General features: G+C 57.4%; 12 protein-coding genes, 1 rRNA gene and 1 pseudogene. 5 read left to right on the forward strand and 9 right to left on the reverse strand.

All coding sequences use genetic code 11. The annotated features are described in order from the left end of the window. The first annotated feature begins 3 nt into the window (after positions 1-3). Positions 4-116, forward strand: a 5S ribosomal RNA gene (rrf, locus tag LGM56_RS33850). Between the two features lie 242 nt (positions 117-358). Here rrf and LGM56_RS33855 read toward each other — a convergent pair. After that, positions 359-691, reverse strand: a complete 333-nt coding sequence (locus tag LGM56_RS33855) for a hypothetical protein (RefSeq protein WP_226207946.1) — start codon at positions 689-691, stop codon at positions 359-361. Positions 692-1,016: 325 nt separating this feature from the next. Here LGM56_RS33855 and LGM56_RS37065 point away from each other — a divergent pair, with 325 nt between their 5' ends. The 4 genes and pseudogenes from LGM56_RS37065 to LGM56_RS33875 form a co-directional block, all read left to right on the forward strand. Further along, positions 1,017-1,568: a PAAR domain-containing protein gene (locus LGM56_RS37065; RefSeq protein ID WP_226207947.1), complete on the forward strand. Its 552-nt coding sequence runs from the start codon at positions 1,017-1,019 to the stop codon at positions 1,566-1,568. Continuing rightward, positions 1,565-2,461 carry a glycine zipper family protein gene (locus tag LGM56_RS33865; protein ID WP_226207948.1) on the forward strand — a complete coding sequence of 299 codons (897 nt, stop codon included), beginning with the start codon at positions 1,565-1,567 and terminating at the stop codon, positions 2,459-2,461. The genes LGM56_RS37065 and LGM56_RS33865 overlap by 4 nt, the downstream gene beginning before the upstream one ends. A 21-nt stretch (positions 2,462-2,482) precedes the next feature. Continuing rightward, complete coding sequence (locus LGM56_RS33870) at positions 2,483-3,175, forward strand: hypothetical protein (RefSeq protein ID WP_226207949.1); 693 nt, start codon at positions 2,483-2,485, stop codon at positions 3,173-3,175. A gap of 52 nt (positions 3,176-3,227) precedes the next feature. Beyond that, positions 3,228-3,922 (forward strand): annotated as a pseudogene (locus LGM56_RS33875) (helix-turn-helix domain-containing protein); the annotation flags it as partial. Positions 3,923-4,072: 150 nt separating this feature from the next. Here LGM56_RS33875 and LGM56_RS33880 read toward each other — a convergent pair. The 8 genes from LGM56_RS33880 to dnaN all read right to left on the reverse strand — a co-directional run bounded on the left by LGM56_RS33880 (position 4,073) and on the right by dnaN (position 17,343). Beyond that, the gene (locus LGM56_RS33880; RefSeq protein WP_226207950.1) at positions 4,073-4,885 is read right to left on the reverse strand and encodes a hypothetical protein; all 813 of its coding nucleotides are present in this window, start codon (positions 4,883-4,885) and stop codon (positions 4,073-4,075) included. 3 nt (positions 4,886-4,888) lie between these two features. After that, the gene (locus tag LGM56_RS33885) at positions 4,889-6,565 is read right to left on the reverse strand and encodes an AAA family ATPase (protein WP_226207951.1); all 1,677 of its coding nucleotides are present in this window, start codon (positions 6,563-6,565) and stop codon (positions 4,889-4,891) included. Between the two features lies 1 nt (position 6,566). Then, complete coding sequence (locus LGM56_RS33890) at positions 6,567-8,534, reverse strand: restriction endonuclease subunit S (protein WP_226207952.1); 1,968 nt, start codon at positions 8,532-8,534, stop codon at positions 6,567-6,569. Positions 8,535-8,559: 25 nt separating this feature from the next. Continuing rightward, positions 8,560-10,383, reverse strand: a complete 1,824-nt coding sequence (locus tag LGM56_RS33895; protein WP_226207953.1) for an N-6 DNA methylase — start codon at positions 10,381-10,383, stop codon at positions 8,560-8,562. Positions 10,384-10,415: 32 nt separating this feature from the next. Beyond that, entirely contained in the window at positions 10,416-12,845 is a 2,430-nt protein-coding gene (gene hsdR, locus LGM56_RS33900; protein WP_226207954.1) for an EcoAI/FtnUII family type I restriction enzme subunit R, read from the reverse strand. Between the two features lie 39 nt (positions 12,846-12,884). Next, positions 12,885-13,226 carry a helix-turn-helix domain-containing protein gene (locus LGM56_RS33905; protein WP_319000789.1) on the reverse strand — a complete coding sequence of 114 codons (342 nt, stop codon included), beginning with the start codon at positions 13,224-13,226 and terminating at the stop codon, positions 12,885-12,887. A 343-nt stretch (positions 13,227-13,569) separates the two neighbouring features. After that, positions 13,570-16,044, reverse strand: coding sequence for a DNA topoisomerase (ATP-hydrolyzing) subunit B (gene gyrB / locus LGM56_RS33910; protein WP_039364634.1), 2,475 nt, complete (start codon positions 16,042-16,044; stop codon positions 13,570-13,572). 192 nt (positions 16,045-16,236) lie between these two features. Beyond that, positions 16,237-17,343 carry a DNA polymerase III subunit beta gene (gene dnaN / locus LGM56_RS33915; RefSeq protein ID WP_039364632.1) on the reverse strand — a complete coding sequence of 369 codons (1,107 nt, stop codon included), beginning with the start codon at positions 17,341-17,343 and terminating at the stop codon, positions 16,237-16,239. Positions 17,344-17,356 lie beyond the last annotated feature (13 nt).

Genomic DNA, 17,356 nt, shown 5'->3' on the forward strand with positions numbered 1-17,356 from the left:
TTGCCTGATGACCATAGCGAGTCGGTCCCACCCCTTCCCATCCCGAACAGGACCGTGAAACGACTCTACGCCGATGATAGTGCGGATTCCCGTGTGAAAGTAGGTAATCGTCAGGCTCCCTAAGCCAGAAACCCCCGCCCGAAAGGCGGGGGTTTTTGCATTGGCGCAGCGGAAATGTGCGCGGAGTACTCGGCATGGATGCTTGTCGTGCTGCATGCGCTGATGCTTGCGATGCCGGCGAATGCCGAGAGAGCGGAACGCAACTTTTCGTCTGTTGTGACGGTTGTTGAAGTTACTTGCAGCGCCGCCGCAGACCATTTGCATCAAGGCGTGTTCCGAAGTGCCTCACGCCGAGCCGTCACCAGGCAGTAGAGTTGCGCAAAGCGGCCAGCGCTGTGTATTCCTCTTCCTTATCCTCTTCTTGGGCAGCTGCACCATAGGACTGCTCTCGCCAGTTCAGCGCGCTGTAGTCGGGCGTGATGATGACCCTTCGGGAAGCAAAGCTGAACCGGAGATAGACGCGATCACCCGGTTTGAATCCGAACATCTCGAAATGCGCGTCGATGGCGCGCATCCATGGCATGTACGGTTGGCCATCCTGGGGAAGGTCCGGCTTGTTGCCGAGGGTCAGCTCAACCTCGGGATACTGTTTGAGCTTCTTGGGACGTGACTTACTATAGGCGTTAGCCATCTTCCGACTCCTGTGATGAGTTGGTTGAGGTCAGCGGGTCGTATGGGTGGCAGCCCATGCGGCCCGCGCTTTTACAGCTTTGCTCGTGCCAGCCTCTCTTCCGATTCGCGCTGTGGAGCAGATCGCTTCTCCGTATCGGTGAAGCAATAAGAAGTTTAGTGCGTATCGCATCTCATAAATCAGTGTTGCAAACGAACTAGCCGAGCGGCAGATGCATCGGAATGATGCGCTTCCACTTCCGAAAAGAGTTTCGTACGCGTCCAATGGTTTGCTGATGAAGGCCATGATATGACTTCGCATACCTAATAAAATAAGGCGAAGAGAAATGAGACGGTTCTATCTCAAGAAAGGAGACCGGTCGTCGAACGGCGGGGTCGTTTTGGAGGGCATGACGTTCTTCGTACATCATGGCACTCCGGTGACATTTCTAGGCGCGGAGGTTTACTGCTCCGCGTGCGATTCAATAGGTGTCGTCGTCGCTCACGGACCGCGGCGGCACGACGCGATCATGGGCAAGCATGCTGCGCTTGATGGTGATCGATGTGCTTGCCGCTGCCACCCCAGCCCTGTCATGCACGCTTCTCAAAAGACGGCGTCTATGAATTTCACGGCAGGCGAACTTGCCGAGATGGGTTTTGGTCCCGGAGGAAATCCACTACCTCAACATTGCCGAGATTCGCATGACGAACAGGTGCGAGTCGTAGATCGTGCCGGTAATCCAATATCCGGTGTTCCGTATCACATTCGTTCTGCATCTGGTGCGACATACAAAGGGCTGACCGACAGTCAGGGATGCTGTCGGCGCGTATACACGGAGAATCCTCAGCAACTCGACATCGCGGTGGGCATTCAGGCGCTGGAAAGGTGGGAGCGATGAGCGACTACATCTATCGAACGCCGACAAACGATCGATCGGGATCGCAGTACGACGTCCTCGGGCATTTGATGCCTGCTCGCGTATTCGTGCTGGTGGTGGTGGATGAGCCTGGTAAAGATGGATTCCTCGTTCGGCGCTGCTACACGACCATTCACGATCCATACTTGCAATCTCTTCAGCTGAGGCCGATCGAGGCGATGCGGGAGGTGCATCCCGAGAAATACGGGCTGTGGCCCAAGGGGCCGGGTTCGACCGCCAGCGTTGCCGAACACGTCATGGGCTATGACAAGTTGACGAGCTACATCTCTACCAGCAGCGACTTTCCTGGAGGAGCCGATCGATTCAAGGGCAAGGTGCTTTACGTCGATATCGCCCAGGCCAAGCGGGCAGGCGCCAAGCTCGTAACGACGCAGGAGATCAAGCTGGAGCTGGATAGATATGCGGCAGAGTACCCTCACCTGAAAAACAGGATTGCCCGGATCAAGAGCTACGCGGAGGGGCTCGACAAGGAGGTTCTCATTAAGCCGAATCCGATGGTTCCGCCGTCAGGGATTTACACCGAGCGCGGGCTGGCGGTGACACTCGGGCTGGTTAAATTCGCGCGTGTGGTTCAAGTCGTCGGGATCGGATTCACCGCGTACGATCTGGCCGTTGCAACGAACCAGTCGTTCCGGGCGAAGTCCGTGAAGCCAATTGAGAAAGAGGTGATTCGTCAAATGGGCGGTTGGGGTGGCGCCATTGCCGGTTGGAAGATAGGCGCGGCTGCTGGGGCGCTGGTCGGTATCGAGACTGGACCGGGTGCCGTGATAACCGGGCTCGTCGGTGGCGTTGTTTTTGGCTCCATCGGGTATTTCGGGGGCGGTCTTGCTGCCGACGAGGTCGTCGGCGAATGAAGGGGTGAGGATGTGTCGACCTTGAAGAGAATGCTTGGCGATTTCGTTGAGGCGCGCCAACGCAGGCGTGCGTCGCGAGAGTTGTTCGAGCAGCAACAGGTGGCGATCGAGCAGCTTTTTGAGGCGGATCTTGCGTATTTGCGCGAGACGTTTGCGGGAACGTCGACGGCACTGCGATCAGAGTCGTTTCCTGACTATCCAGGTGCAGTATGGATGGGAGACCTTGGCGTCAAAGCGTTCTGCGTGACGCAGGATGTCGAAGTCGAACAGTTCCCGGTCTACGTCAATCTTGTGGCAGCGGGCAGCGAGCGGGTGGGGCCGAGACAGTTCGCGCGAGATGCGACGCAGCACACATTCTTTTCCAGTGTTGATCGCTTCTCCGGGAAGCAGGTCAGTTTGCTGACGAACGATGTCGAGCTTGTTCGCTCAGTTTCGGCATCCGGATTCAATCCGCCACCGCCGTGGCTGGCGTGGTACGAGCTCGGGCCGTTGATATACAACCTGCAGGGAGATGCGCAGTATTGGTATGAGAATGTATGGGATCGGTATTGGGAGCGTCTGAGTTTGGCTGAGCAGGACACCTTTATTGATAGGCGACGACCGCCGACGAGTGCCTATTTGAGTGGAGAGCAGTGGGCGGAGTGGCTCGATGCGATTCGGACGAGGGATATTCGCTATCGAGATCGGCTGAGGGGAGCTGAGGACCGATGGTGATGGGGTTGTTAGCTATGTGATTCATAGACATCGTTTCAACTAAAATGAAGCGATGGACCGAGAAATCGCAGCGCAATTACGTTGGGTACGCATGTATCGCGAGACCGGCAATGCCGGCCTCGTGTGCGCGCGATGTGGCATATCTCGACCGACACTTCGCAAATGGCTACGCCGCTACCAGGAAGCTGGAGAGGCGGGACTCCAGTCTCGAAGCCGGCGTCCACTCCGCAGCCCAAACCAGAAGGTTTCCGCGGCTGATCGGGCGACGATCCTCCGATTGCGTGCCGAACGCAAAGGCGCACGGCGAATCCAGAGTGATTTGCGGCTGCACCAGCAACGAGAACTATCTCTCGCGACCATTCACAAGATCTTGAGCGAGGTGGGTGTAAAGCCGTTGATTCGATCTAGGCGACCGGCGCAGCCGAAACGCTATTGCCGGCCGGTGCCTGGAGACCGCGTCCAGATGGACACGATGAAAATCGCTCGAGGTGCGTACCAATACACGGCGATCGACGACTGTTCGAGATTCCGGGTACTGGCGATATACCGACGTAGAAATGCCCGCAATACGCTGCTTTTTCTTGATCGCGTCATTGAGGAGATGCCGTTCCCGATCCAGCGTATCCAGACCGAGGCGGTGAGTTTTTCGCCGAGTCGGTGCAGCGGCGCTTGATGAGCGAATGCATCAAATTCCGACCGATCCCGCCACGCTCGCCACACCTCAATGGCAAGGTCGAGCGTTCACAGCTCCGTAAAGCGCTTCTTCATGTTCGTCTTCGTCTCCGAGAACGAACTTTACTAGACTCCGGCTAGCCCTGTTTGTAGGGGGCAGGTCACATAGCACGCGCTAACGAGTAGGAAGACGCGGCTGTCATTGTTCGCACTGACGGGCGGGTATCAGCCATAAACCTGCGCTTTAACAAGATCGGTTCCCAATTTCCGGATACATGCTTCCGCGACGGACGACAGCTCGCTTTCATACCGCACCCGTTTTTTTAGGTCATCGAGGATGAGTGCGCGCCGTAGTTTCTTCAGCGCAGGCGGCTCTTGCGCAGCAACTTCGTAACTGGTCAACTTTTCCTGGCAATCCCGCCAAACATCTGCTCTTTTCTGATTCAGTTTGTCTAGGCGGTTGAGCCCAATGATCTCGATAGTTGCCTCTACACGCGCGCAATCGTCATGGTCAGCGCCAGGCATGGGCACAGCCCTGCAGCCGTCCTCGTCCATTTCAAAACTAATGAGCCTGGCATCATCGGTGGTAGGATCGATTAAGGTTGGTGCCTCCAGTCGTAGGCTGCCGTCCTCGCCATGCGTGGCTCGATGCCCATTCACAAGCGGAAATACATCGCTCTTCTTGACATTGATGAGTTGGCCGCAGATACGGTAGTTATGCCAATCAAACGCGAGCCACCAGTAGCCAGCTTCAGGTTTGGTGCGCCCAATGTCGGTCACCTGGCCTTTAGGGCGATAGTGGTCAACATGGTAGGACGAAACAGTCTCCTGCGCCTCCGTGTACCAGCATTTATTGTGAAATAGGCTCAGCAGCCATCCGCGGATGCGCTCATCGCGCCACAGCTTGGCGTGCTTTTCGATGAGTGCATTGCGCTCGTCATCACTTTGCGCAGCGGCCAGAGCATCGGTCACTTGGTGTGCCTCGTCCAGCCAGTCTTGCGGAGGTATCTGTCCAGGGAGAATCACGATTTTGCGCATGATTCATTCTCCCCCGTGCTTCAAAAGCTTGGCCAGCTCTGCTAGCTCGCCCTTGCGCTCCTTGGCGACCAGCTCCTTGATGATGGCGGATGCGAGGGCCTCTTGCTCGGCCAGCTCTTCGGGCGTCAATAGCTTGTTGATGGGCTGCGACTTGGCCTCGTACATCTTCTGTACAAACAACTTGTACATCGGGTCGCGGTACTCGCGTGAGAAGCCTAGCTCTTCCAAATAGTGACGCAGGCGCTCAAGTTCTTCTTCTTCGGCGGGGGTCAAACGCTCGTTGTTTTGCCTGGCCAACAGTTCGTTACGCCGTTGCAGATCGTCTAGTGTTTGCTGGTCCAGGGTCGAAGGCAACCCAAACAGCTCGCTCTTCAATAGGCCAGCCACGCCCATGCCTTGCGGGTGCTCGTGAGGCACGTCTACCACGCTCTTTTCTCCCTCACGCCGCAAGATGTGCACTTGCTCGCGCCGCAGGCTGCCCACCATCATCGGGTCATGGGTGGTGATAACGATTTGAGATTCACCCTGCAACGCGCCGTCACCGGGTTGCAGCACACTTTCGATGTCATCGAAGTAGCGCAGCTTCCACAACGGGTTCAGGTGGGTATCGGGTTCGTCCAGTAGGAACAGGCAATGATCCTCACGCGTGACGCGCATCAGGCCCAGCACAGTGAGCATCTGCAGCTCACCTTCTGACAATTGCTTAAACTCCACATCACCGCCATGGCCGGTGCGCTTTTTCACGGTGATACGTACCTCTTCCAGGAGGTCACCGATGTAGGCGGCCTCGGCATATCGGAAGAATCTCTCAGGTGTGCCAATTTTCTCGCCTAGGTCCTTCAAGCGAGCCTGATCGGGCACGAACAGATAAAGCAGCTCCTGCTTTTCGGGCCGGCGACGGAAGTCGGTGACGACCTGTCGGGTTTCCTGTACAGGCGCCCACGCCACCTGCCACAGTTTATCCAGAAAGTCGTTTACCACTGTGCCGCGCTGATACCAAAAACGCGGGTCGCCCTCCGCGATGTCTTGCTCGTCCAGATCGCGAGCGGCATATGGCTTCTTCAGCACGAACAGCGCGGATTCGATGGCTTCGATGTTCAACTTGCCCAGCAATTTCTTGAACATGGGGTCGTCAGACAGCAAACAAGCCAACAGCACTAGCTGGCTGTGGCCACTACGGCAGTAAAACAAGCGACGCACCAGATCATCGCCATCTTGTCGCAGCAGTTGCTTGTAGCGATCTTGATGCGTGCGAAACAGCGCTTCCATGCGTTCGTTCTTGCCCGAGTAGTAGGCAAACACATGCGACGGCAGATACTCACGCGCGTGCTTGACCAAAAAGCCCTGGGACTCGGACTTACCGTTCACCCATACGAATGGCAGCTTCTGGCGCGTACTGTCGGCCACAATGCGCACCTGGTGGCCACGAACACTGTAGGCAAGCTCGTAGTCGAACGGTGCTTGGGGCCGGTCGAGATCGATGTCGCGGAAGATGGTGATCAGCGCTTCGATCAGGTTGGATTTGCCCGTGCCGTTCTGGCCGATCATTGCATAGCTGCGGATGGGGCGGGGCGGAGTATCCAGTGCTGAACCTTCGGCGGGCGGAAGGTGTGAGGCAAAGCTGACGTCCAACCCGCGCAGATTGCGGAAGTGCGGCAGGCACAGGCGCTGCAACTGCATCTTAAACTCCTGCCGATGCTGGTTGCACTTCGCGCACCTCGCCCACGGTAGGCTCCAAGATCCAGCCTTGGGCTACCTCAGTCTTGAGCTGCGCGTAGAAAGCATCGATCTCGCCCCCAAAGCGTTGCCAAAGGTCTTTGGCGGGCATCTCACCTTGATGGCGGGCGAGGATGGTGGCCAAAGGAGCCTGAGCCTTGAGGTCAGGCGTGTTGCCCTGGCACAGTCGGGCGATCAGTTCAGTTTGAGGGGCCTTCATGGGTTCTTCGGTTGGGGTAGCGCCAGTTAGTTTAGCGACGGTACTGGTGGCCAGATGGCTGGCCATTCGCAGCTTTCCGGACAATTGATCTGCGTAGTGATCGCACAAGGCAAACAGTGCATCGACGGCCGATACGATCCGATCCTGTTCAATGCGCGGAGGCACGGGAATCATCAAATTCTCAACATCACCGACGTTAATATGTTTTACTGCCATACCAATCGCAGCCGTTTGCATGCGCTTCTGGAAAGAGGGACTTTGGATCGCGTAGACCAGGAAGCGGTTATTGAAGAGATCGCCAAATAACCTGACGAGCATGAGCCTTTGGCCGAGGCAAACAGTCTGCCCGTTCGGCACAATAGCCGCTTCACCCATCGGCGCTTCGCGGGTGAAGAAGATGTCGCCAGGTTCTGGTGTCAGTCGCTTAGACCGGGTGAGGTGACTTTCTGTTGTCACCTTCTTGGTTGCATGAAGGTGCATGCGTCCATTGCGAATGTCTGTTGTACGGATGAGATGGATGCCGGTTGCTGAGTAACTGGGCGTCTTGTGGTCGCAGTCTATGATCACTTTTGCCGTTTGCAGCAACGTGGCCCATACCCAACGATCTGGCAACGTGACATCAGGCTCGGGCGCGTTTTGGATTCGAAGCTTTTTCAACATCGACAAAGCTTCTTTCTGCTCTTGCCCCGCCGCAGTCTGTGACCACGCAATCCGCTTGGCCGCGATTTTTTCGATCAGCTCCGTGCCACTCGACGCCTGATGATGCTCAGGGTTGACCAACTGTCCAGACATAGCAAGGTCCAGGATGGCCCCTTTGAATGCCACGACATCTTCCGGTGCGTGAAATAGCCGGCCGAAGTTCACGGCCAGACGTGTCCAGGTGGCTTGCAGCTCGTTTGAGCTGCTGGCAATGGCGACGGCTTGCAAGCTGGCCTGACGTAGGGTGTTCTGCAGTGTTCGGCGTGCTTGTTGCTGTGCTTCCAGCTTGTCGCACAATTCCATCAGGGCATTGACTTGATGGACGATGTGGACTTGCTCCGTGACAGAGGGTAATACCACTGGTAGTGCCAGAAGGTCATCCTGTTTGATGCCGGAGACGGTCGTTCCAGTCCCTTTCAAATGGCGCGTTTTGTAGAGAATCAAGAAAAAGTCGGCACTAACCTCAGGAGGCAATTCCAGTGCTTTCAAATCTTGATTGATAGCCAGCGCAACGCGGTTGATCACAGCCTTGCCGAGCCCCATTCGTGTGCAAACGATGACCCGGCCGGGGGGGATGAGGTTGGACGCGCTGTGTGTCAGCCCTTTTTCTGTGATGTGATCTGCAGTGGTATCGAGGAATTTCAGGTCCTTCAAATCCTTGACGCTCGCCCACGGAATGTCTCCACCCCAGTACTCAGGGTGACTCTTTGACGGCGTTCCGCCTCCCGTAATGGTCAGCGCGATATCACCCAGTCGACAAACGGCCCAATGCGATGGTGCATTGATACTCGTACGAGAAATCGGTGCCTGTTTTGCGACGACCTTCTTTTTGTCGGGATGATTCCGCTTGCGTTCATCAATGCTGTCGAGCAATGGCGACGCGTCGACAGGAGAATCGCCATAAGTCAAGTCTCCAGATACAGCCAAATGCAAGACCAGCTCTCGAAGTTGACCAATCCCTCCAGGTGCGTTCGCCACATGCCCAAACGCTGCCAAGAACTGCTGTGCATCCATCAGACCTTCCCTCCGTCGTGCCGGCTCATTCCCGCTTCCCTTGTGCCTGTTCGGCTACGTCGGCTACACCGCTTGCTGCCACAGTATCGGTTCTGAAGTGATGCGCTAGTGCGCCAGCCAGCTCGCTCTTGAGCCGATTTTCGGTTTCTTCGATATCGCTGAGTAGTTTTATGTACTTTCCCAACAGCAGATCAGGGTCGTGAGATTCCGCTTCTGGCGCATTGGGGTTCTTGATGTCCAAGTTGTAGATGGGCCAGTACAGGCGGTCGCCCGCCGCTTGAGCATCCCGGGCTTGCAGACGCAGGGACTCGGCGCGAGCTCGCAGCTCCGCAATCTCGGCTTCAACTTTTTCGCGGTACGCTGTATCGGTACAGCCCGCCAGGCTCTTGCGCAGGTCCGTGGCATCACTTTCAAGTGTGGCAGACTGGTTGTTCAGACTTTCAGCGCGTTGCCAGTGCGGTGCGGCAGCGGCTTCAGCCTGCTCGCGCAGGGCCTTGAAGTCCACCTTCCATGCGAATTCGTTTTCCACTCGATCTGCGAAGTCGTTGGCCTCGCTTCCCCACCACTCCTGCTCGGGCTTGAATTCTTCAAGCTGGATAGGCTTGGTCTTGGAATAGCTCTTGTAGCCCGGCGGGTAGGGGTGTTCGTAGAACCATATGGCATCGGTATGGAAGTGCTCGCTGCCGTCATCGACTCGGTTGCCTTTGGTGAAGAACAGCAAATTGGTTTTGATCGAGGTATAAGGCGCGAACACGCCTTTGGGTAGGCGGATGATGGTGTGCAACTTGCATTGTTGCATTAGTCGGCGTTTGATTTCACCCTTGATGCCTTCTCCAAACAGGAATCCATCAGGCAGCACTACGGCGGCACGGCCATTCTCCTCCAATAGCTTGATAATAAGCTGCATGAACAGGTCGGCAGTTTCTTTGGTGGGATGATGATAACCGGCCCCGACGCGGTCATCTTCATAGCCGCCAAAGGGTGGGTTGGTGATGATGCAGTGAGCGCGCTGATCAGCTCGCCATTCGTTCCATCCAATGCTGAGCGTATTCTTATGCTCGATCTGATCTGGCACGTCAATCTCATGCAGCAGCATGTTGGTGACGCACAGCAGGTGTGGCAATTGCTTTTTTTCGATGCCACGGATCAAATTCTCGATGGCCCGTTTGTCGTCAGGACGCGGGGATTTCATTCGCTTCAGCTCATTGCGGAAGTGATCGATGGCAGCTGTCAGAAAGCCGCCCGTGCCACATGCCGGGTCCAACACTGACTCGCGTCTTTTCAGACTTGGGTTTATCTGCGCGACCATGAAGGCCGTGATGGCGCGCGGCGTATAGAATTCGCCAGCATTGCCCGCACCGCGCAGGTCGTTGAGCATTTGCTCATACACGTCCCCTAAGCTGGCACGGGTCTTGAAATTGTTGAAGTCAATTGCGTCTTCAAGCTTCCCGATTACGGCCAGCATTTGCGGGCCCGACTTCATGAAATTATTGGAGTCCTCAAAAACCTGTTTGATGACTTTGTGTTGGCGACTCAGACTAGGGTCGGTTTCTTTCAGCGTCGGAAACAGCTCGTTGTTAACGAAGCTGATCACCGCACTGGGATCGATCTTGTGCTGCTTTTTGCCGGCGTCATCAATCTTGTAGGCTGCCCAATTGCGCCAGCGCAGACACTCGGGAATAGGCGATCGGTAATTCGGATCATCGTCTTCCCATTCCAGTTCACGCTGGTCAAAAACCTTCAGAAAAAGCATCCAAGTGAGCTGGCCGAGACGCTGAGCGTCGCCATCAACACCATCGTCTTTGCGCATGATGTCCTGGATGGATTTAATGGTACTGCTGAGATTCATCGCATAGTTCTCTATCAAATGGCCTGAGGTCTTCAAGCCTGCTTTTGTTCGGGAACGTCGTACAGCGCCTGTTCGAGCGCTTGCACGGCTTGGCTGTATTGCGCGACACCGCCGAAGATGCTGCGCCGGATGTGCGTCTTGCTGCCAAATTGGTCGAAAGGCGGCAGCTCCAATACCTTGGTATCCTCAATGTCCTGCACGCCGTGGTCTGCAAACTTGTCGAGCAAGGCTTCGAGCACGGCGCGGGCTTGGTCGCCGTACTGGCCAAACACGTTGCGCTTCTTGACGTTGTTGGCTCGCTCTCGACGGGTCAGCGGGGTCTGTTCAAAGGCAACGTGGGCAACTAGATCGAAGACATCGAACTCAACCCCGTTGGGCACGGCATGTTGCAATATCTCCAGCGGGATTCCGTGCTCCGCCAACTCCTCCAGCACGGCCTGCTTGCGCTCCGCACGGTTCCAGCGGCGCAAGAATTCGGTGAGACTGCCGAACTCGGCCTGCAAAGCTTTCCTGATGTCGTCTTTGAGCAAGACGCGGTAGTCTTCAGTAATAAGCTTGCCGTTAGCGTCTAGGTATTGAGAGCGCTCTACGGCCACCCTCACGTTTACGTCGTCGATGACATACCTAACGCGACCTTCGCTTTCACCTGCATCTCCGTCAGGTGTGTTGTCGTCGTCGCCTACTGAACCAGAGCCATAGGGGCGCGCGTCCATCTCGGAGGGGCCGGGCAGTGTGACTGTATCCGGCGGCACGACTGGTTCGTCCGGTTCAGGTTCGTAGATAGCAACGGGTTCACCGTCGAAGTCGGGATCGGCGAATAGGCGCGTGGCACCCTTGAAATCCATGATGGTGAAGTAGAGCTTCTGATAGTCCTCGCGCAAGCGGGTGCCGCGACCGATGATCTGCTTGAACTCGGTCATCGAATTGATGTTCTGGTCCAGCACGATAAGCTTGCACGTCTTGGCATCGACGCCAGTCGTGAGCAGCTTCGAGGTGGTGGCTATGACGGGGTAAGGTTCATCGTTGTCGATAAAGTAGGAAAGCTGAGCTTTGCCCTCGTCATCATCGCCAGTGATTCGCATCACGTACCGGCGATTACTGGCAGCGGCCGGGATAAGCTTCACGAGCTCTTGACGAAGGCGTTCAGCATGATCCTGGTCGTCGCAGAAGATGATGGTTTTGGCCAGAGGGTCCGTGGCTTGAAGGTATTCCCAAACCTTGCGGGCAACCAGCCGGGTGCGCTTTTCCAACACCAGGTTGCGGTCGAAGTCTTTCGTGTTGTATTGCCGCAGTGCGACAGCCTGCCCCAGTTTGTCGATCTTGCCTTTCACTGGGGTGTAACCCACGGCGTCGACGTCAGTGGCAATGCGGATCACTTTGTACGGGGCAAGGAACCCATCTTCGATGCCTTGCTTGAGTGAATAGGTGTAAACCGGATCACCAAAGTAAGCGATGTTGCTAGTCTCCTTGGTTTCCTTGGGCGTGGCCGTTAGGCCAAGGTGGGTGGAGCCGCTAAAGTAGTCCAACACTTCTCGCCAGGCAGAATCGTCGGCGGCGCTACCGCGGTGGCATTCGTCAATTACGATCAGGTCAAAGAAGTCCACCGGGAACTGACGGTAGATCTGCTTCCATTCCTCGCGGCCAGTCACAGCCTGGTAGAGCGCCAGATAGATCTCATAATGCTTCTTGACTTCGCGATTGGTGATCTTGTGCATTACTTCGCCGAAGGGAGCGAAGTCCTGCTGCATGGTTTGATCGACCAGGATATTGCGATCTGCCAGAAACAGGATGCGTTTCTTGGCCTTGGCCTTCCAAAGCCGCCAGATGATCTGAAAGGCCGTGTAGGTCTTGCCCGTGCCGGTAGCCATGACCAGCAACACTCGCTGTTGGCCTTTGGCAATGGCCTCAATCACACGGTTGACGGCAACGCACTGGTAGTAGCGCGGTTCCTTGTCGCTACCATCGGCGTAAAACGGTTGTTCGACCAGCTTGATACTGGCTAAATCGGTGAGCCCTTTCCATTGCTGGTACACGGGCCAGAGTTCAACGAGCGCAGGGAACTGGGCGAGCGACAGTTCGCGCTCGACGGGTTGTGTCAGTCCTGTGCGGTCGTGTAACAAAAACCCATCGCCGTTGCTGCTGATGGCGAACGGCGCGTCCAACATCTCAGCGTAGGCTAGAGCTTGTTGCATGCCGTGGCCGACAGAAAACTTGGCTTGCTTAGCTTCTATGACGGCAATCGGGACATTGGGCCGGGCATAAAGTACAAAATCAGCGCGCTTAGGGCCGCCCTTAGCTGTAGGGTTCTTCACTCGCGCAGCGAGCTTGCCTCGCACCACGACACGACCGTCAGTGAGGTTGACTTCCTCGCGGAATTGGTGCATCTGCCATCCAGCTTGCTGAATGGCAGGGGTAATATATTTCGTGCAGATGTCGCGCTCGCTGAGTTCCTTCTTGTCCATCCTTGCCCACTGGTGGTGTTGTTGTACGAACAAGCGGGACTAGTCGAGCACCACAAGAAACTCGGTCGACATGGCCTCCGGTCTGATAGCTCGCGACGCAGCCGAGCGATGCAATCGCACAAGTCCATGCCCTTCAAGCGTTTTCAATGTACGAGAAAGGTTGCTTGGAGCACGGCCGGAAAGAGTAGATAACTCGAGCACGGTTCGAGGCTGATGCTCTTTCATGGTGCGCAGCAATGCCCGATTCTCATCAGACAAAACGCCGGCAAGCTGACGCCAAGAATCAAACCAAATAGTTGGCGATTCGTTGAGACTTTCGACTTGTATCTTGGGCTCAGAGGCGCGAATTCCAACCACAGTCCTCATACGGTATCTCCCCATGATATCGGATACTGATAATATCACAAGGCAACAACACCGCGAGTGCTCTCACTTCACAGTAAGTGTCCTCGGCAAAGGTGCGCGGCCGTGTCGTGTAGTGTCTCATCGAAGAGGGGCCCGGTCGTGCCGGGCGTTTGTGCTCTATGAGCAATCAGGGCCTGCCATGATCCTTGGGTGCGATTTTCACCTGTTTATGGCGCCGACACCACGGATCAAGATCTAGAAGACTGGTAACGAGCCGGATTTCACTACGTGTAGGGCAGTCGCAAAAACTTTGTCGCCGAATCGCACAACGGTGGCGCCAGCCACACTTACTCTGGCGCCCTACGCGTGCGATCACCGCTCAAACGTCGATATTCCCCGCCCGCAACGCATTCGACTCAATAAACGCCCGCCGCGGCTCCACATCATCCCCCATGAGGGTAGTAAAGATCCCATCCGCAGCAATCGCGTCTTCGATCTGCACACGCAGCAGACGCCGCACTGCCGGATCCATCGTCGTTTCCCACAGCTGCTCGGGGTTCATCTCGCCGAGCCCCTTATACCGCTGCTTCGAAACGTTCCGTTCCGCATCCGCCAGCAGCCACTTCATCGCGCTCTTGAAGTCCGCCACGGCCATGCTGCGCTCACCGCGCTTGATGACCGCACCTTCCCCAATCAGCCCCTTGAACGTATTCGCGGTGGTCACGAGCTGCTGATAATCCGCCGTGTGCTGGAATTCCTGGTCGATGACCGAAACGCGCACGTTGCCGTGATGCGTCCGCTCGACATGCAGCGCGCGCTGTTCGCGAACCGGGTCATACGAAGGCACCACGCGCACTTCGTTCTTCAGCGCTTCATCATGCAACGCAGCGTGCAGCGCCTTCGCCGAAGCCTCGGTCGACTCTTCGTTGGAAAGATCGATCACCACGCCGTCCATGACCGCTTCCAGCGCGGCCGGGTCATACAACCGGCTCAACCGCTCGATCACGCTCTGCGACAGCAGATACGACCGCGCGAGCTCCCCAAGCGCATCGCCCGAAATCGCCGCCGCGTTCTCACCCGGCACCAGCTCCGACCCTTGCAGCGCCAACCGCAGCATGTGCGCGTTGAGTTCCACGTCATCCTTCAGATACCGCTCGTCCTTGCCCGCCTTGATCTTGTAAAGCGGCGGCTGCGCGATATACACATAGCCGCGCTCGATCATGTCCGGCATCTGGCGATAGAGGAACGTGAGCAGCAGCGTCCGGATGTGCGCACCGTCGACGTCCGCGTCGGTCATGATGATGATGCGGTGATAGCGCAGCTTGTCGAGGTTGTAATCCTCTTTGCCGATCCCGCACCCAAGCGCGGTCACGAGCGTGACGATCTGCTCCGACGACAGCAGCTTGTCGTAGCGCGCCTTCTCGACGTTCAGCACCTTGCCGCGCAGCGGCAGGATCGCCTGGAACTTCCGGTCACGCCCTTGCTTCGCCGACCCACCTGCCGAGTCACCCTCGACGATGTAGATTTCGCACTTCGCCGGGTCTTTCTCCTGGCAGTCCGCGAGCTTGCCGGGCAGGCCGACGCCGTCGAGCACGCCCTTGCGGCGCGTCATTTCGCGAGCCTTCCGCGCAGCATCACGCGCACGAGCCGCTTCAACGATCTTGCCGCAGATGATCTTCGCGTCGATCGGCGTTTCCAAAAGGAATTCTTCCAGCGCCTTCGCCACAACTTCTTCAACCGGCGCACGAACCTCGGAAGAAACCAGCTTGTCCTTCGTCTGCGAGCTGAACTTCGGCTCCGGCACCTTCACGGACAGCACGCACGACAAACCTTCGCGCATGTCGTCGCCGGTCGTCTCGACCTTCGCCTTCTTCGCGATTTCGTTGTCGGTGATGTACTTGTTGATGACGCGCGTCATCGCGGCCCGCAGGCCGGTCAAGTGCGTGCCGCCGTCGCGCTGCGGAATGTTGTTCGTGAAGCACAGCACGTTTTCGTTGTAGCTGTCGTTCCACTGCATCGCGACTTCAACGCCCACGCCATCCTTCTCGCCGTTGGCGAAGAACACCGTCGGGTGCAGGTTGGTCTTCGTCTTGTTGATGTACTCGACGAAGCCCTTCACACCGCCGGCGAACGCGAAATCGTCTTCCTTGCCCGAACGCAAGTCGGTGAGGCGAATCCGCACACCGTTGTTCAGGAACGAAAGCTCGCGCATCCGCTTCGCGAGGATGTCGTAGTGATATTCGACCGTGCCGAAAATCGTCGGATCGGCCATGAAGTGCACTTCGGTGCCGCGGTTCTCGGTGTCACCCGTCACCAGCATCGGCGACACTTCGACACCATCGACGACCTCGAGCACGCGATCCTGCGCGACGCCGCGATGGAACTCCATGAACCGCTTCTTGCCGTCGCGGCGCACCGTGAGGCGCAGCCAGCTCGACAGCGCGTTCACGCACGACACACCCACGCCGTGCAGGCCGCCGGACACCTTGTAGCTGTTCTGGTCGAACTTGCCGCCGGCATGCAGCTCGGTCATCACGATTTCCGCGGCGCTGCGCTTCGGCTCGTGCTTGTCGTTCATCTTCACGTCGGTCGGAATCCCGCGGCCGTTGTCGGTCACGGAAATCGAGTTGTCGGCGTGAATCGTCACGTGGATGTCGTTGCAGTACCCGGCCAACGCTTCGTCGATCGAGTTGTCGAGCACCTCGAACACGAGGTGGTGCAGACCGGTGCCGTCCGACGTGTCGCCGATGTACATCCCGGGGCGCTTGCGCACTGCTTCCAGACCTTCGAGGATCTGGATCGACGAGGCGCCGTAGCTGCTGTTATCGGGTTGCGAATTGTGCTGTTCACTCATGGATATCTTCCGGTTCTGCGAGGCCACTCAAGCGGCGGCGCGGTGCGTTTCCTTGCGAAAACGCCGGGCCGCTCCAGTTTTCCTGGCCCGACCGAGGCGCCGTTAGGGCACCAAAGGGACGGGTTGTCGGTTCGCCATAAAAACGCCAAAGGGGCTTGCCGCCCCCTGGTGTGTGTCGCGATGTCGAGCGCGTCAGATGCGCATCGGCATCACGACATACTTGAACTCGTCGTTCTCGGGCACGGTAATCAGCGCGCTCGAGCTGGCGTCGCCGAGGCTCACCTGCACGGTGTCGACCTTCAGGTTCGCGAGCACGTCGAGCAGATACGTGACGTTGAAGCCGATGTCGACGGTATCGCCCTGGTAGGCGATTTCCAGTTCTTCCTGCGCTTCTTCCTGATCGGCGTTGGTCGACATGATCTTCAGCTGGCCCGGCGCGATGATGCAGCGCACGCCCTTGAACTTGTCCGAGGTCAGAATGGCCGCGCGTTGCAGCGAACGCTGCAGCTCTTCACGGCCGATTTCGAACGTGTTCTTGTGCGCCTTCGGGATCACGCGCTGGAAGTCGGGGAACTTGCCCTCGACGAGTTTCGACACGAGCTCGACCTGGCCGAACGTGAACTTGGCCTGGGTTTGCGCGATGTCGATGGTGACGGTGTCGTCGATGTCTTCGAGCAGGCGTTGCAGCTCGAGAATCGTCTTGCGCGGCACGATGACTTCCTGGCGGCCGAACGTGCCGCCTTCGAGCTTCATCGACGAGAACGCGAGGCGGTGGCCGTCGGTGGCCACGGCCATCAGCTGGTCGCCGTCGACGACGAGCAGCATGCCGTTCAGGTAGTAGCGGATGTCCTGCTGCGCCATCGCGAAGTGCACCATGCCGAGCAGCTGGCGGAACGACTTCTGCGGGACGGTCAGGGTTGCGCCGAAATCCTTCGCCTGCGCGACGGTCGGGAACTCGTCGGCCGCCAGCGTCTGCAGTGCGAAACGGCTCTTGCCCGATTGAACGGTGAGGCGCTTGTCGGCGAGCGACAGCGTGACCTGGCCGTCAGGCATCGCGCGCAGGATGTCGAGCAGCTTGCGCGCCGCGACGGTGGTCGCAACCTGGTCGCCGCCGACGCCGAAATCGGCGCGCGTGGTGATCTGCAGCTCCAGGTCGGTCGACAGGAACGAAACGTCCGAGCCGTTCTTGGTGATCAGCAGGTTGGCGAGGATCGGCAACGTATGGCGGCGTTCGACGATGCCGCTGACCGTTTGCAGCGGCCTGAGGAGGGTGTCTCGTTCGGTCTTGACCAGTTGCATAGAGTTCCTTCGT

This window comes from Burkholderia sp. AU38729, assembly GCF_020419725.1.
Taxonomy (GTDB): domain Bacteria; phylum Pseudomonadota; class Gammaproteobacteria; order Burkholderiales; family Burkholderiaceae; genus Burkholderia.

Coding starts and splice junctions, on each gene's coding strand:
- LGM56_RS33855 (WP_226207946.1), bottom strand. CDS start 691: ATGGCTAACGCCTATAGTAAGTCACGTCCCAAGAAGCTCAAACAGTAT.
- LGM56_RS37065 (WP_226207947.1), top strand. CDS start 1,017: ATGAGACGGTTCTATCTCAAGAAAGGAGACCGGTCGTCGAACGGCGGG.
- LGM56_RS33865 (WP_226207948.1), top strand. CDS start 1,565: ATGAGCGACTACATCTATCGAACGCCGACAAACGATCGATCGGGATCG.
- LGM56_RS33880 (WP_226207950.1), bottom strand. CDS start 4,885: ATGCGCAAAATCGTGATTCTCCCTGGACAGATACCTCCGCAAGACTGG.
- LGM56_RS33885 (WP_226207951.1), bottom strand. CDS start 6,565: ATGCAGTTGCAGCGCCTGTGCCTGCCGCACTTCCGCAATCTGCGCGGG.
- LGM56_RS33890 (WP_226207952.1), bottom strand. CDS start 8,534: ATGGATGCACAGCAGTTCTTGGCAGCGTTTGGGCATGTGGCGAACGCA.
- LGM56_RS33895 (WP_226207953.1), bottom strand. CDS start 10,383: ATGAATCTCAGCAGTACCATTAAATCCATCCAGGACATCATGCGCAAA.
- hsdR (WP_226207954.1), bottom strand. CDS start 12,845: ATGGACAAGAAGGAACTCAGCGAGCGCGACATCTGCACGAAATATATT.
- LGM56_RS33905 (WP_319000789.1), bottom strand. CDS start 13,226: ATGGGGAGATACCGTATGAGGACTGTGGTTGGAATTCGCGCCTCTGAG.
- gyrB (WP_039364634.1), bottom strand. CDS start 16,044: ATGAGTGAACAGCACAATTCGCAACCCGATAACAGCAGCTACGGCGCC.
- dnaN (WP_039364632.1), bottom strand. CDS start 17,343: ATGCAACTGGTCAAGACCGAACGAGACACCCTCCTCAGGCCGCTGCAA.